The 14,167-nt window shown below is 59.5% G+C and carries 13 protein-coding genes; 9 read left to right on the forward strand and 4 right to left on the reverse strand.

Annotation, left to right across the window (positions count from 1 at the left end; translation table 11 throughout):
• Window positions 1–1,266: biotin/lipoyl-containing protein (locus ACOVQ0_RS13825; protein ID WP_421885458.1), on the forward strand; the 1,266-nt coding region annotated here is incomplete at its 5' end.
• Window positions 1,266–1,724: a MaoC family dehydratase gene (locus tag ACOVQ0_RS13830; RefSeq protein ID WP_421885459.1), complete on the forward strand. Its 459-nt coding sequence runs from the start codon at window positions 1,266–1,268 to the stop codon at window positions 1,722–1,724. The genes ACOVQ0_RS13825 and ACOVQ0_RS13830, both read left to right, overlap by 1 nt.
• Here the strand turns inward: ACOVQ0_RS13830 and ACOVQ0_RS13835 are convergent.
• A complete protein-coding gene (locus tag ACOVQ0_RS13835) occupies window positions 1,699–2,598 on the reverse strand; it encodes a LysR family transcriptional regulator (protein WP_421885460.1) in 900 nt (299 codons plus the stop codon). The two genes, ACOVQ0_RS13830 and ACOVQ0_RS13835, sit on opposite strands and share 26 nt — an antisense overlap.
• Before the next feature lie 122 nt (window positions 2,599–2,720).
• Between ACOVQ0_RS13835 and ACOVQ0_RS13840 the strand changes: the two genes are divergently transcribed.
• From ACOVQ0_RS13840 to ACOVQ0_RS13860, 5 genes are all read left to right on the forward strand, one after another.
• The gene (locus ACOVQ0_RS13840) at window positions 2,721–3,455 is read left to right on the forward strand and encodes a pirin family protein (RefSeq protein ID WP_421885631.1); all 735 of its coding nucleotides are present in this window, start codon (window positions 2,721–2,723) and stop codon (window positions 3,453–3,455) included.
• A 59-nt stretch (window positions 3,456–3,514) separates the two neighbouring features.
• Entirely contained in the window at window positions 3,515–3,931 is a 417-nt protein-coding gene (locus ACOVQ0_RS13845; protein WP_421885461.1) for a DoxX family protein, read from the forward strand.
• 78 nt (window positions 3,932–4,009) lie between these two features.
• Window positions 4,010–4,588, forward strand: a complete 579-nt coding sequence (locus ACOVQ0_RS13850) for a nitroreductase family protein (protein WP_421885463.1) — start codon at window positions 4,010–4,012, stop codon at window positions 4,586–4,588.
• Between the two features lie 43 nt (window positions 4,589–4,631).
• Complete coding sequence (locus tag ACOVQ0_RS13855) at window positions 4,632–6,251, forward strand: NAD(P)/FAD-dependent oxidoreductase (protein ID WP_421885466.1); 1,620 nt, start codon at window positions 4,632–4,634, stop codon at window positions 6,249–6,251.
• Complete coding sequence (locus tag ACOVQ0_RS13860) at window positions 6,248–7,426, forward strand: NAD(P)/FAD-dependent oxidoreductase (protein ID WP_421885469.1); 1,179 nt, start codon at window positions 6,248–6,250, stop codon at window positions 7,424–7,426. The genes ACOVQ0_RS13855 and ACOVQ0_RS13860 overlap by 4 nt, the downstream gene beginning before the upstream one ends.
• Here ACOVQ0_RS13860 and ACOVQ0_RS13865 read toward each other — a convergent pair.
• The gene (locus ACOVQ0_RS13865) at window positions 7,423–7,626 is read right to left on the reverse strand and encodes a hypothetical protein (protein WP_421885634.1); all 204 of its coding nucleotides are present in this window, start codon (window positions 7,624–7,626) and stop codon (window positions 7,423–7,425) included. The two genes, ACOVQ0_RS13860 and ACOVQ0_RS13865, sit on opposite strands and share 4 nt — an antisense overlap.
• A 355-nt stretch (window positions 7,627–7,981) precedes the next feature.
• On the opposite strand from ACOVQ0_RS13865, the gene ACOVQ0_RS13870 reads away from it, so the two are divergent.
• Together ACOVQ0_RS13870 and ACOVQ0_RS13875 are read left to right on the forward strand one after the other, a co-directional pair.
• Complete coding sequence (locus ACOVQ0_RS13870; protein WP_421885472.1) at window positions 7,982–9,577, forward strand: ATP-binding protein; 1,596 nt, start codon at window positions 7,982–7,984, stop codon at window positions 9,575–9,577.
• Window positions 9,574–10,257 carry a response regulator transcription factor gene (locus ACOVQ0_RS13875; RefSeq protein WP_421885475.1) on the forward strand — a complete coding sequence of 228 codons (684 nt, stop codon included), beginning with the start codon at window positions 9,574–9,576 and terminating at the stop codon, window positions 10,255–10,257. The genes ACOVQ0_RS13870 and ACOVQ0_RS13875 overlap by 4 nt, the downstream gene beginning before the upstream one ends.
• Window positions 10,258–10,487: 230 nt before the next feature.
• On the opposite strand, the gene ACOVQ0_RS13880 is transcribed toward ACOVQ0_RS13875, so the two are convergent.
• The gene (locus ACOVQ0_RS13880; protein WP_421885477.1) at window positions 10,488–12,884 is read right to left on the reverse strand and encodes a TonB-dependent receptor; all 2,397 of its coding nucleotides are present in this window, start codon (window positions 12,882–12,884) and stop codon (window positions 10,488–10,490) included.
• Between the two features lie 168 nt (window positions 12,885–13,052).
• Window positions 13,053–13,880: a nuclear transport factor 2 family protein gene (locus tag ACOVQ0_RS13885; RefSeq protein ID WP_421885480.1), complete on the reverse strand. Its 828-nt coding sequence runs from the start codon at window positions 13,878–13,880 to the stop codon at window positions 13,053–13,055.
• Window positions 13,881–14,167 lie beyond the last annotated feature (287 nt).

A 14,167-nucleotide genomic window follows, 5' to 3' on the forward strand; every position in this document is an offset into this window, starting at 1 on the left:
ATCCAGCAGCCGCGGCACATTGAAGTTCAGGTGTTCGGGGACACGCTTGGAAATATCGTCCATCTGTTTGAACGGGATTGCTCGTTACAGCGCCGTCACCAGAAGGTGATCGAGGAAGCCCCTGCGCCGGGGATGGATGAAGAAACGCGGTCGCAACTATGCGCCGCTGCCGTCCGCGCTGCGCAAGCGGTCGATTATGTCGGCGCAGGCACGATCGAATTCATCGCCGACGCCTCCGAAGGCCTGCGCGCGGACCGCATCTGGTTCATGGAAATGAACACGCGGTTGCAGGTGGAGCATCCGGTGACCGAGGAGATCACCGGCGTCGATCTGGTGGAATGGCAGTTGCGCGTGGCTTCGGGTGAGGTGCTGCCGAAGCGGCAGGACGAGTTGAGCATCAACGGCTGGGCGATGGAAGCGCGGCTCTATGCGGAGGATGCGACCAAGGGGTTTTTGCCGAGTGTTGGGCGGGTGAATGATTTCCATTTCCCGGAATATCAGGCGCGCATCGATACCGGGGTGGAAGCAGGGGCCGAAATTACGCCGTTTTACGATCCCATGATCGCCAAGATCATCGTTCACCGCGATACCCGCGATGAGGCTATTGCAGCACTGCGCGACACGCTGAACGACGGCGTGGTCGGACCGCTGATAACCAACAGTGGGTTCCTGTGGAGACTTTTGGGGCATGAGAATTTTGGCGCAGGCACAGTCGATACCGGACTGATCGAACGCAACCTTGAGAGTCTGACGACACGGCCCGAACCTTCGCCAGAAGCACTGGGCAAGGCTGCGTTGCGCCTGGCTGGAACGCCGGGCAGCAATCCGTGGGCTAGCCAATCAGGGCTGCGGCTGAATGCGCCTTCGCGCCGCGAAGTGCGTCTTGCGGACCAGTTCGGGCGGCAGTTTCTGGTGGATTTGCGGCACGAGCCTGCATTCGATGCCTGGCCAGCAGAACAAACTACCCACATTGACGAGGGCGGCGAACGACTGATGGTGCGCTTTGCGCGGACCGAGGGTGGTGGTGCTGGCGCAGCGTCAGACGGCGCGATCGTTTCCCCTATGCCCGGCAAGATCATTTCGGTGGATGTTGCGGCGGGGCAGTCTGTGATCAAAGGGCAGAAGTTGCTGGTGCTGGAAGCCATGAAAATGGAACATGCCCTCACCGCGCCGTTCGACGGTGTTGTGGCCGAGTTGAACGCGGTTGCAGGGACGCAGGTGCAGGTTGAGGCACTGTTGGTGAAGATCGAAAAGGCAGAGGGCTGATGGCAGGGCGTTTCTTCGATCAGTGGCAGGTCGGCGACACCATCGCGCACGAAATCCGGCGCACGGTGACAGAGACGGACAACCTGCTGTTCTCCACCATGACCCACAATCCGCAGCCGTTGCATATTGATGCCGAGGCGGCGAAGGCCAGCGAGTTTGGGCAGATTCTGGTCAACGGCACTTTCACGTTTGCGCTGATGGTCGGGCTTTCGGTGGGAGACACCACGCTGGGCACGCTGGTGGCGAACCTTGGTTATGACAAGCTGTTGATGCCCGCTCCCGTGTTCATCGGCGATACGATGCGCGCGACGAGCGAGGTGGTGGAACTGCGCGCAAGCAAATCACGGCCGGATGCGGGGATCGTGACGTTCAGGCACGAACTGATCAACCAGCGTGGCGAAGTGGTGTGCCGCTGCCTGCGTTCGGCCTTGCTCAAGACGGCACCAGCCGCTGCCTGAAGGCTTCGCGTAGCCAATTCTGCGCAGGGCCGCCGGGGCAATCACGCCGCCATAGCGCGTGGAAGCGATAGGCCATGCCGGGCCATTCGGGGATGGTCAGGCGCTTCAGGCGGCCAGAGGCAAGATCGCTTTCGATCAGGTGCATGGGCATGTTGCCCCAACCGATACCTTCACGCATCAGCGCATGGCGTGCGCCGAGATCGCCCAAGCGCCAAGTGCTTGCGGAAAAAACTGAGAAGTCACGACCTTCGGTGAGTTTTGACCTGTCAGTCAGCACAAGCTGGCGGTGTTTGCGCGCCTCGCCCGGCGGGATCGAGTCCATCTGCGCCAAGGGGTGACCGGGCGCAGCGACGGGGACGAGATCGACTTCGCCAATGGCTTCGCGTTCAAGATCGGGTAGGGCGACGAGTTCCGGGCCACCGATGCCGAGCTGGGCCTGTCCATCGACCACCAGTCCGGCGATGGCCCCCAGTGCCTCGACATGGAGGCGGAGCAGCACGGTGGGATAAAGCTCCTGAAATTCGCGCAGGATCGCTGCCAGTAGTGGCGTGGGGAACATCACATCGATGGCAAGGCCAAGTTCGGCCTCAAGCCCCTGATTGAAGTTGCGGACCCCGGACAGCAGGGCATCGACATCATCGGCAACCGCCCGCGCCTGTGCCAGCATCGCCTTGCCGGCAGGCGTGAGCACGGGCTTCTTCGATCCTTCCCGGTCGAACAGGGTTACGCCCAACTGACTTTCGAGCGTGACGATCCCATAGCTGACGACAGAGATTGCACGCCCCAGCTTGCGTGCAGCCGCGTTGAAGCTGCCTTCATCAACCACAGCAAGGAACAGGCGCAACTGGTCAAGGGTTGGTTGTCCGACATCCATAGCCATACCCTTCAACTTATTCGAACGTTCTGATTGATTTTATCGGGATATTCCGAATGAACCGCAAGGCCTATCTCCCTCCCATCGGGGCGCAAAACAATCGCCCGACCGGAGAAATCGCCATGACCCAGATTTTGAAAGACATCGGCACCAAAGCGCACATCGAACTGCGGCCCTTTGCATCGCTTGGCGCGGCCAATCATGGTTGGCTGGACGCACATCACCATTTTTCGTTCAGCGAATACCATGATCCGGCGCGTGTCCACTGGGGTGCGCTGCGGGTTTGGAACGATGATCGTATTGCCCCGCAAACCGGGTTCCCCACCCACCCGCACAGCGACATGGAAATCGTGACCTATGTGACCAAGGGCGCAATCACCCATCGCGACAGCCTGGGCAACGAAGGCCGGACCGAAGCGGGCGACGTGCAGGTCATGTCGGCCGGGACCGGGATACGCCATTCGGAATACAATCTGGAAGACGAGGAGACTCGCCTGTTTCAGATCTGGATTATTCCCGATCGTCGCGGCCATGCGCCAAGCTGGGGTGCCCGCCCCTTCCCCAAAGACAGCCGTGAAGGCGCGTTCGTGCCGCTAGCTTCGGGGATTGCGGGTGACACCGATGTGCTTGCCATCAACGCCAATGCCCGCGTTTTGGGCGCAACGGTGAAAGCAGGCGAGACGGTGCGCTATACGCTTAGCGAAGACCGCCACGCCTATCTCGTCCCCGCAAAGGGCAAGGTGCGCATCGGCGATGTGGAAGCCAATGCCCGCGATGGCGTGGCGATCACAGGCGTGAACGAGATTGTCGTTATCGCTCTTGAAGATGCCGAACTTGTGCTCGTCGACGCGGCCTGATCATGACCGAAATCTTTCCACACATCCCGCAATCACGAATGTTGCAAAGGACCGATCCCATGACCTCCATCACACTGGATGCTGCCCGCGCATCATCCTTTCCGTCTGACCTTATGGCCGCCGCCGGGCGTGTTCTGCTGGCCGCAATCTTTGTGCTGAGCGGCGCATCGAAGCTGGCTGACCCGGCTGGCACCATCGCTTACATCGAAAGCGCTGGCCTGCCACTGGCGACATTTGCCTATGCCGCAGCCGTGGCGGTCGAACTGGTCGGTGGCTTGCTGCTGATCGCCGGATACCAGACCCGCATCGTCGCTTCGGCCATCGCGGTATTCAGCCTTGCCGCGGCGTTCAGCTTCCATGCCAACCTTGCTGATCAGAACCAGTTCATCCACTTCTTCAAGAATGTGGCGATGGCCGGTGGCCTTCTGCAGGTTGCCGCTTTCGGATCCGGCCGCTTTGGTTTCAGCCCCCGCTAATACGTCCCCCCGCAGGCCGGAGCGCTTGACCGCTCCGGCCTCACCTGTCTTTCTCTCCACCTCTCCAAGGAGTATCCCATGACCCGTACCGCTTCTCCCAAGGTTCTGCCGCTGATTGTCGAACGCTGGAGCCCGCGCGCTTTTGATGGCTCCGCTGTGCCGCAGGCAGACCTTGACGTGATTTTCGAAGCGGCTGGCCTTGCTGCCAGCGCCTATAACTATCAGCCGTGGCGCTTTGCCTTTGCGCACAAGGGCGACGCCAATTTCGAAGCGTTCCTTTCGGCGCTGGTGCCGTTCAACCAGACTTGGGCAAAGGAAGCAGGCGTGCTGGTGTTCGCCGTGTCGGACGAATTCATGCGCAGCGACAAGGGCAACAACCCGAACCATAGCCACAGCTTCGATACCGGTGCGGCATGGGCCAGCGCGGCCTTGCAGGCGCAACACATGGGCTATCACACCCACGGCATGACCGGCGTGGACTTTGCAAAGGCCGCAGAAGTGCTGAACGTGCCCGAAGGCTATCGCGTGGAAATGGCCTTCGTGATCGGCAAGCAGGGCGATGTGAAGAACCTGCCTGAGATGTTGCAGGAGCGCGAAGTGGTGAGCGACCGCAAGCCGGTGAGCGACATCGCATTCGAGGGGCCGTTCAAGGCATAACGCACAAGTGGCGCTGCCCGCGCGTTTTCGCTAGGGCGGCGCCATGCTTCGTATCAATGAACTGAAACTGCCGCTCGATCACGCCGCCGAAGATTTGCCGGCGGCCATTTGCGCGCGACTGGGAATTGAACCTGACGACCTGACGCGCTTCCAGATTTTCCGGCGCGGCAACGATGCGCGCAAGAAGCACGCTATCCTGCTGACCTATGTGGTTGATTGCGTGGTGCGAAATGAAGCCAATGTGCTGGCGCGGTTTGAAGACGACCAGAACGTGCGGGCCACGCCCGACACATCGTACAAGTTTCCCGTCATGGCTCCGGCAGGATGGGATGGCGAACGCCCGGTGGTTATCGGCGCGGGGCCGTGCGGACTGCTTGCCGCGCTGATTCTGGCGCAGATGGGACTGAAGCCCATCATCATCGAACGTGGCAAGGCCGTGCGTGAACGGACCAAGGACACCTGGGGCCTTTGGCGGCGTTCGGTGCTGGAGCCGGAATCGAACGTCCAGTTCGGTGAAGGTGGCGCGGGCACGTTCTCTGACGGCAAGCTCTACAGCCGGATCAAGGATCCGCGCCATCTGGGCCGCAAGGTGCTGGTGGAGTTCGTGAAAGCGGGCGCGCCCGACGATATCCTGACCGAGGCGCATCCGCACATCGGCACGTTCCGCCTCGTCACGATGGTCATGTCGATGCGCGAGACGATCGAGAGCCTTGGTGGCGAATATCGCTTCCAGACGCGGGTCGAGGATTTCGAAATCGAAACCGGCGCGGACGGCGTGCGGCAACTTGCAGGCCTGCACCTTTCGGATGGATCGTTCCTGCCCGCGCGCCACGTCATCATGGCGGTTGGCCATTCGGCGCGCGATACCTTTCAGGTGCTGTTCGACCGTGGCGTGCATGTGGAGGCAAAGCCCTTTGCCATCGGTGTGCGCATCGAGCATCCGCAAAGCTGGATCGACAAGGCACGTTATGGCCCCAGCGCGGGCAACGAAATCCTTGGGCCAGCTGCCTATTCGATATCCCACACCTGCAAGAACGGGCGCACCGTCTATTCGTTCTGCATGTGTCCTGGTGGGCGCGTTGTGGCGGCGACGAGCGAAGAAGGCCGCGTCGTAACCAACGGTATGAGCCAATATTCGCGTGCGGAGTTCAACGCCAATTCGGGCATCGTCGTGGATATCGATCCCAATCGCGACTACCCCGGTGGACCAATGGCGGGCATTGCCTTCCAACGCCATTGGGAAAGCTTGGCGTTCGAGGCAGGCGGGCGCAACTATATGGCACCGGGACAGAAGCTGGGCGATTTTCTGGCCGACCGCCCTTCGACCGAATTTGGGGAAGTGATCCCCAGCTATCAGCCGGGTGTCCACCTGACCGAACTCAAGAAGTGCCTGCCAGATTTCGTGATCGAATCCATCCGCGAGGCCCTGCCCGCGTTCGGGCGCATGGTGCCGGGCTACGACAATCCCGATGTGGTGATGACCGGCGTGGAAACGCGCACATCCTCGCCCGTGCGCTTCACGCGCGGGAAAGACTGCCAGAGCCTCAACACGCGCGGGCTTTATCCTGCGGGTGAAGGCGCAGGCTATGCTGGCGGCATCCTTTCCGCAGCGGTGGACGGTATCAAGGTGGCCGAAGCGCTGGCCGCTGAAGTGCTGAAGTGAGCGACCGGACTTTCGACGCCATCGTGATCGGCGCGGGCGCGGCGGGACTGATGGCCGCGCTTACCGCCGGGCAACGGGGGCGGCGCGTGCTGCTGGTGAACCATGCCGACGAGCCGGGGAAGAAGATCCTGATTTCCGGCGGCGGGCGCTGCAATTTCACCAACATTCACACGGCCGCCGATCGGTACATCTCCGAAAATCCGCATTTCGCGCGGTCTGCACTGGCGCGGTATACGCCGTCTGACTTCCTCGAAATGGTGAACCGCCACGGAATTGCCTGGCACGAAAAGACCTTGGGACAACTGTTCTGCGACCAGTCTGCCCGACAAATCGTGGACATGCTGATGGCCGAATGTCGGACTGGCGGCGTGAAGTTTGCTTTCGGCCAGCCCGTTTCAGCACTCGACCATGCCGACGGGCAATTCCGCGTGGGGATTGACGGGCGAGACTACAGCGCGCCTGCTCTGGTACTGGCAACCGGAGGGCTTTCGATCCCCAAGATGGGTGCCACCGGATTTGCGATGGACGTAGCACGGCGCTTTGGCCTGCCAGTGGTGCAAACGCGCCCCGCCCTTGTCCCATTCACGCTGGGCGAGGATGAAGCGCTGTTCCGATCGCTGTCGGGCGTATCTGCAGACGTTGTGACACGCTGGGGCAAGGCGGCATTTCGCGAAGCCGCACTGTTCACACACAAGGGGCTGTCCGGCCCGGCGATGTTGCAGATTTCGTCCTACTGGCAGCACCGCACGCCCATTGCAGTGGATTTTCTGCCCGACGAACGGCCTGATTGGCTCATCGAGGAAAAGCGCGCACGGCCCAAGGCAGGCTTGCGTTCAATCCTGGCGCGGCGTTTGCCGGAAAGACTTGCCGAAACACTGGCGGGACGCATCGGTATTGATGGTGAACTGGGGGTTTGCCGCGATGCCGCCCTGCGTAGCGCGCAGGAGCAACTTGCGCGATGGCAGTTTCACCCCAACGGCACCGAAGGATATGCCAAGGCAGAAGTCATGGCCGGGGGTATTTCGACCAAGGCCTTGTCACAAAAGACGATGGCGGCCGCCAAAGTGCCAGGACTTCATGTCGTTGGTGAAGCGGTTGACGTGACCGGATGGTTGGGCGGCTACAACTTCCAATGGGCATGGGCCAGTGGCCGTGCCGCAGGCGAAACCGTCTAATCTCCAATCAGATCAAGGTAGGCAACCACATCGTTATCCGTGGCGATGAACAAGCCTTCCTGCACCTCTTCAGGCTGGGCCGCCGCCATATCCAGCGCGCGATATAGCGGCCCATAGAACAGGGTTTCCGCAGCCCCACCTTCGGGGCCATCGGAAAGGTGATAGAGCCTTACACTGACTTCATCGTGGGTCGTGCGCATGGAAAGGGTCTTGGCAGAGGCTGTCGGCGGTGTCACGCTCGGCTTGTGCAAAGCTGATAATTTGATCGCCAAGCAAGCACAGAGCCAATTTTTCGTGCTTTCATCGAAACTTAATTGGACTATTCGTTGCTTGTAAGCGACTTGGCCGACAAGATGGCCGAAGGCAAGACTTGCAACTGCAGCGCAATATCGCTGCAACCATGCGCGCCGCGGGCGCCATTGTGCGGGTTTCGGGGGAAACGGGTTTGATGTTTGGATACGCGCGAGGCAGAGCAAAATCTGCATCACAATCGAATGCGTGCATTCCCGCGAGGGAATGTGCACAACTGCGCATTCGGTGGGGAGCCGTTGTTTCGTGACGTCGCTTCGCATCAAGCTATGGTTTGCACTGCTGTTTGTCATTGCCCTTGTTGTGGGGCCTGCACTGGTTGCATCGCACGCAATCCGTATGGTCAGCGCGCATTTTGAACTGAGCGATGCCTCCACCCAATCCCTGAGCGCCCTGCAACGACTGGCCGTGCTGGGATACACGCTGCAGCAGGAAAGGTTCACCGATCCCGATACGTTTCTGGAAGAACGCGACAGTTATATCGACGGTGTGCGAGCGCACGTTTCAAATGCTGACCGATACCTCAACAACGAAATCCGGTTGCTGAGCAAAACGCCATTGCCGCCTGAACGCCGCGCCGCTGCGATCAAGGAGGAAATGAACCAGCGCGAACAATTGCAGTTGATCGGCACCCATCTTGAACGAGCGTTGCTGGGCGATGGCAAAGACACTCAATGGGAAGACTACGCCTTAAAGGCCATCAGCGTCGAAGAACGCGAGGTCAAGACGACCAAGCGCGTGGCGACCGAAGTGTTCGAAGGCGTCATCTGGACCCTGCTGGGCACTTCAATTTTCGTGGGATTGCTTGGCGTGCTTGGCGTACTGTGGGCGCAGCGCAAGATGATCCACCCGCTGGCCAATCTCTGGCGCAGCACCCAAGCCATTGCCGAGGGCGATTATGCCCAGCGCACGCCGTTGGTGGGCACCAGCGAATTTCGCGCTATCGCGAGCAGTTTCAACGCGATGGCTGAGAAAATCGAAACGTCGGCAGCATCGATGCAGCAGGCTAACGACGAACTGGAACGGGCCGTTGCGCGCAGAACGCATGAACTGGCATCGACCAATCGCTCGCTCGAACGCGCCAACCGGCTGCGCCAGCAGTTTCTTGCCGATGCCAGCCATGAATTGCGCACGCCGCTTTCGATCATGCGCAGCGAAGCGGAAATCACCTTGCGCAATAGCGAGGCCCCACCTGATGAACTGCGTGTCGGGCTGGACCGGGTGGTACGTCTATCAACGCTGATGGGCGAGATCATCGAGGACATGCTCCAGATCGCAAGAGCGGAAGAACCGCTACTGCAAACCAGCATCGCACCGATGGACGCCGCAGCGGCGGTGCAGAACTGCGTTGAGGATTTTCGCCGGGTCATCGAAGCCGATGGTGGACGGATCACACTGAAGCAGCCGCCCGAAGCCTTGACAGTCGAAGGCGATGAGACACGATTGAAACAGGTAATCCGCATCGTAGTCGACAATGCGGTGTGTTATTCGTCAGACGCGCCGCAAGTGGATGTTACGGTCACAGCAGAGGAAGGCGAAGCGCTGATTACCGTGACTGACCGGGGCAACGGGATTGCTGCGGAAGATATCCCGCACCTGTTCCAGCGCTTCCGCCGTGGCGGGCGAAAGGCGGGCGCAGGCAGTATTGCCGATAATCCGGGCTTGGGCCGTGGCCAAGCATTCCGCAACGGGCAAGGTCTTGGTCTTTCGATTGCGCGGTCGATCATGGAAACGATGGGCGGTACAATCAGCCTTTCAAGTCGCCTGCACGAAGGGACTACCGTTTCGATCCGCCTCCCCCTTATGTCTGACGCCGATCTGGCGCATGGAACCGTGTCATGAAATTGCTGATCATCGAGGATGAAGTCGAACTGGCTGGCGTGCTCCATCGCGGTCTTTCGAAGGAAGGCAGCACGGTTACGCTTGCGACCGATGGCAACACCGGCATCGAACTGGCGTGCAGTGTTTCGTTCGATTTCATTCTGCTGGACATCAACCTGCCCGACCGGAATGGCTTCGAGGTTTGCGAAACGCTGCGTGAGGCGGGCGTGACCACGCCGATCATCATGGTCACGGCACGCGATGACGTGCCAGACCGTATTCGCGGGCTGAAAAGCGGTGCCGATGATTATCTGGCAAAGCCGTTTGCGTTCGAAGAACTGCTGGCGAGAATGGATGCCGTAACGCGCCGGATCGAACGCCCCACTGTGCGCGCCGGACATCCCGATGGCACGATAACCGTGGGCGATCTGCATTTCGACCCGCGCACGATGACTCTTACCCGCAGCGGCACACCGGTTCAATTGACCGTCAAGGAGATGGGCGTTCTGCGCCTGCTGATGGAAGCACCGGGATCGGTGATATCGCGCAGCGAAATCCTGAAAGCCGTGTGGGGGATAGAAGACGATCCGCTGACCAATATCGTCGAAGTCTACCTCAGCCGCCTGCGCCGCAAATTGCACGCGCTTGGTCCCCCGTTGGTCGAGAATGTGCGCGGCTTCGGGTATCGACTGATCGCTTGAGCGCAAAGAAAAAGGCGATTATGTAGCTTGCAAACACGCACTTTTTGCAATCGTCATTGCGAGCCTCGCATAGCGAGGAGAAGCAATCCAGAGCGGTTTAAGCCAACTCTGGATTGCTTCGTCGGCTTCGCCTTCTCGCAATGACGATATGTGTTTGTATACGATACAATCGCCAAAGAAAAAGGGGAGCGGTAACCCGCTCCCCTTTTCCGTTTTCGAATTGATCCGACTTAGAAATCGACGCTGAGACGCACGCCATAGGTGCGCGGTGCGCCGAACTGCCAGTTGAAGATATCATCCGGGCCGGCGGAGACGAAGCTGCCGTAGGTCAGCGGACGGGTGCCCTCGATGTTCTTGATGAAAGCCGTGATCGAGAACTTCTTGTCCTCGGGGCTGTATTCAAGACTGGCGTCGGTCTGCGTCAGGGCTTTCTGCGTACCGTCGCGGTAATTGTAGAAGTCCGTGAAGTACTTGCTCTTGAAGATCGTATCAACGCGCGCGGTCAACTCGCCGAGATCGCCCAGCGCGAAAGTGTGATCAAGGCCTGCCGTGATGATCCATTCGGGCGAGAACGGCGGACGGTTGCCCGCGAAGTTCGGCTGCTGGATGCCCGCCGTCGTCGGGTCGAGATCGCCAATGCCGTTGAGAGCACCGGAGAGATCGAACACGTTGAACTGGGCGAGCAGTTCCTTGTACTCGGCGTTCAGGTAGTTTGCCGAAGCATGGAAGTTCGTGCGCTCGTCAAGCTGAAAGTCCGCCGATGCTTCCAATCCCCAGATCTTGGCCTTACCCGCGTTAAAGGTCTGCCCGCCAACGGCAGTGTCGAGCAACACCGAAACCTGCAAGTCCTTGTAGTCGTAATGGAACGCACCAAGGTTGAACTGGTGCTGACCGCGATCGCCGAAAGTCTGCTTCCAGCCTGCTTCCAGCGCGGTGTTGGTTTCGGGCCGGTATGCGCCGACCGAGTCAAAGCCGCCACCCTTGAAGCCGGTCGAAGCCTTCACGAAGATCAGCGTATCGCTGCTGGGCTTGTAGTTCAAACCGGCGAGCCAGGTGACCTTGCTATCGTTGCTGCCAAGCGGCAACACGGTTGCATTGATCCCGTTGAGGTTCTTCCGGCTTGGTCCGGTAGCGAACAGGAACGGACGTGAAGGACCAAACGGGTTGGCGTTGATATAGATCGCATCACGGCTGTTGTCCGTATAGCGCAGACCACCGATCGCGGTGATCTGTTCACCGAACGGCACTTCGACCTGCCCGAACACCGACTTGCTTTCGCTATCCACCTTGCGGCCGAAGTAGCTGAGGAATGTGCCGGGTGTGGGTGCACCATTGGTAAAGGGCGGTGCGCCGAAAATGAAGCTCGGCAGCATGAACCCGCTTTCGTTTTCCACCTTCTCCTTGAAGTAGAACCCGCCGATTTGATAGATCACGCCGCCGATGTCGCCGTTCAGGCGCAATTCGTGGCTCTGCGTCCGGGTTTCGTCCATAAAGCCGAATGACTGATAGATTATCGGCAGCGTTGCCCGGCTATCTTCGTCTCCAGAATATTCGCGGTAGCCCCCGGTGTAGGTCAGTGTCGCCGCTGGGCTGAATTCATAGGCAATCCGTCCACGAACGGCCCAAGAATTGGCACCGACCCTGCCGATACCATAGTTCGGTGCGGCAAACTCTCCGCGATTGACCGAAGCGAGGAGATTGGTCTGCGAAGGAATGCACAGCACTTGCGAATAACGCGGTGCGACACGGGCAAAACCATTGTTGCAAGCACCGCCTGTAGGACCATTGCCTGCCGCATTCAGGTTGCCGCCTGCAAAGACACCGGGCGAAAACCGACGGTCGGCATAGTCGGCAGACAGATTGACCGTGAGTGCATCGGTGGGGTTCAGCCGCAGAGCAACGCGACCACCGTAAGCGGTGTTATCGTCAGAGCGGCCAGCCGCATAGGCCGGAAACACGAAGAAGCCGCCGCCCGCCGAGTGCTTGAGATAACCGTCACGATCTTCGTAGAAGCCCGAGACGCGAATTGCCGCCGTATCACCCAGCGGAACGTCAACACCGCCATCCGCGCGTATCGCGTTATAGTTTCCATAGCTGACGGATGCGTTGACGCCGAATTCATTGCCCGGCTGGCGCGTGATGAAGTTGATGGCCCCGCCGGTCGAGTTGCGGCCGTAAAGCGTGCCTTGCGGGCCGCGCAGCACTTCGACGCGCTCCATATCGAACAACGCAATGCTCATCACATCGGGACGATTGATGTACTCGCCGTCGATATTGACGACGACGGACGTGTCCTGCGCTTCGTCGTTCGAAGTCGTGCCAACGCCGCGCACCGAAATCTTGACCGTTCCCTGATCCTGATTGAGCTGAACCACCGGAGCGATCTTGGTGATGTCGTTCATGCTGGAGAAGCCAGCTTGCTCCAGTTGCTCCGCCGTAACGACGTTGATTGCAATGGGAACATCATTGAGATTCTGTGCACGGTTCTGTGCCGTCACGATGATCACGTTGTCATCGACGGCTTCAGCCGCGTTCGATTGCGGAGCTTCCTGCGCCATGACCGGGCTGGAAAGCGCAACCGCCCCTGCGCCGGTGAGCAGCAGATTCCTGATCGATAGAGATTTCATGCCTGTCATCCTCCCTCTTGGTGACATTCGCCGGTTCGCGAATCCGAATGGTGATTTTGGTATAGCAATTCTATTTTCATCGCGCCACAGAATTTTATTTCCGATTGCAGATGCGGCGCTTGGGGCGGAGCAGCCTGGCAACGCCAAGGCTGCTCCCCGAAACAATTTTCAATATTCGAAGGTTTCGCTGAAAGTCCGGTATGGCTCCGGCGGACGCGCCTCCAGCCGTTGGGACGTGTCCGTGCGATACGTGTTGGACAGGATCGTAGCAGGGCCATCGGCCTTCGGCATGAATACCGGCTTGCCGTCATCGCCCACATACATCAGGTCAACGTTGAAGGCATCGTCCTGCGCCGCTGCTGCAAACGGAATCCAGCCCATCCCATAAGGCGCACGCGCAACTTCAAAGCAGTGGAAATGCCAGATCTTCCATTGGCCGTCCTGTTTGATGAAATCGACGCCGTATTTGATGTAGACGTTGTGCATCCACACCTTCTTGCCCTGCACCAGATCCTTCTCGAACATCCACGAAGGCATGTTCTTTGCCTGCTCAACATCGACAAGGCCGGATTCAAGGCCGTTGACGATCCACAGTCCTTTCGCCGTCTGCCCATCGCCCGCCACTTCGATCACGGGCGTCGTGACATAGTGGAACACCAGCTTGCTGACAGGAGCAGGTCGGCCCTGATGGTAGGACATGATCTTGTCCCAATCGGTATAGACGCCAAGGTTGCTGTACTGTGCGCGCACGCCGGGCGTGCCCTTCTTCGCCCATAGCGGGATGATGTCCGTGTCGCGAAAGGCATTGTGCAGGTACATGTATTTGGAGAACAGGTTCTCCACCGCACCCCGATCTCTTGTCGATTGCACTTCGGTTTTCAGCGCTGCCACCTGCTCTTGCAACGCGCCAAGATCGTCTTTCGCCTGCGCTGGCGCAGCAAGGCCTGCAACCGCAGCAAGGCACAGCACGGCCGCCTGCAACGTCTTTACGGTCATCCGAAATCTCCCTCTGCCCGGCTTGGTCGCCCGGCTTATTTCTGGCGTGTCGATCACACCGATCACCGCCATTACCAAAATAAGTATGATCATTCTAAATTCAGATCAAGCGCCGTTTGATGCCCCTTGACGGCAGACGTGAATTAGTAGAATGTATATTCCAATAGAGGGCATCAGACCCCAGGAGAGAGCGAAGGGCGGGCGCTGTGCAGCCCTGCGCAATCACCGACATGCAAACTCGGCACTGACCCGTATCAGCCCGTGTCCGGCTATCGCCAAAACCCACC

Origin of the sequence: Novosphingobium sp. (assembly GCF_049240505.1) — a bacterium.
Lineage (GTDB): Bacteria > Pseudomonadota > Alphaproteobacteria > Sphingomonadales > Sphingomonadaceae > Novosphingobium.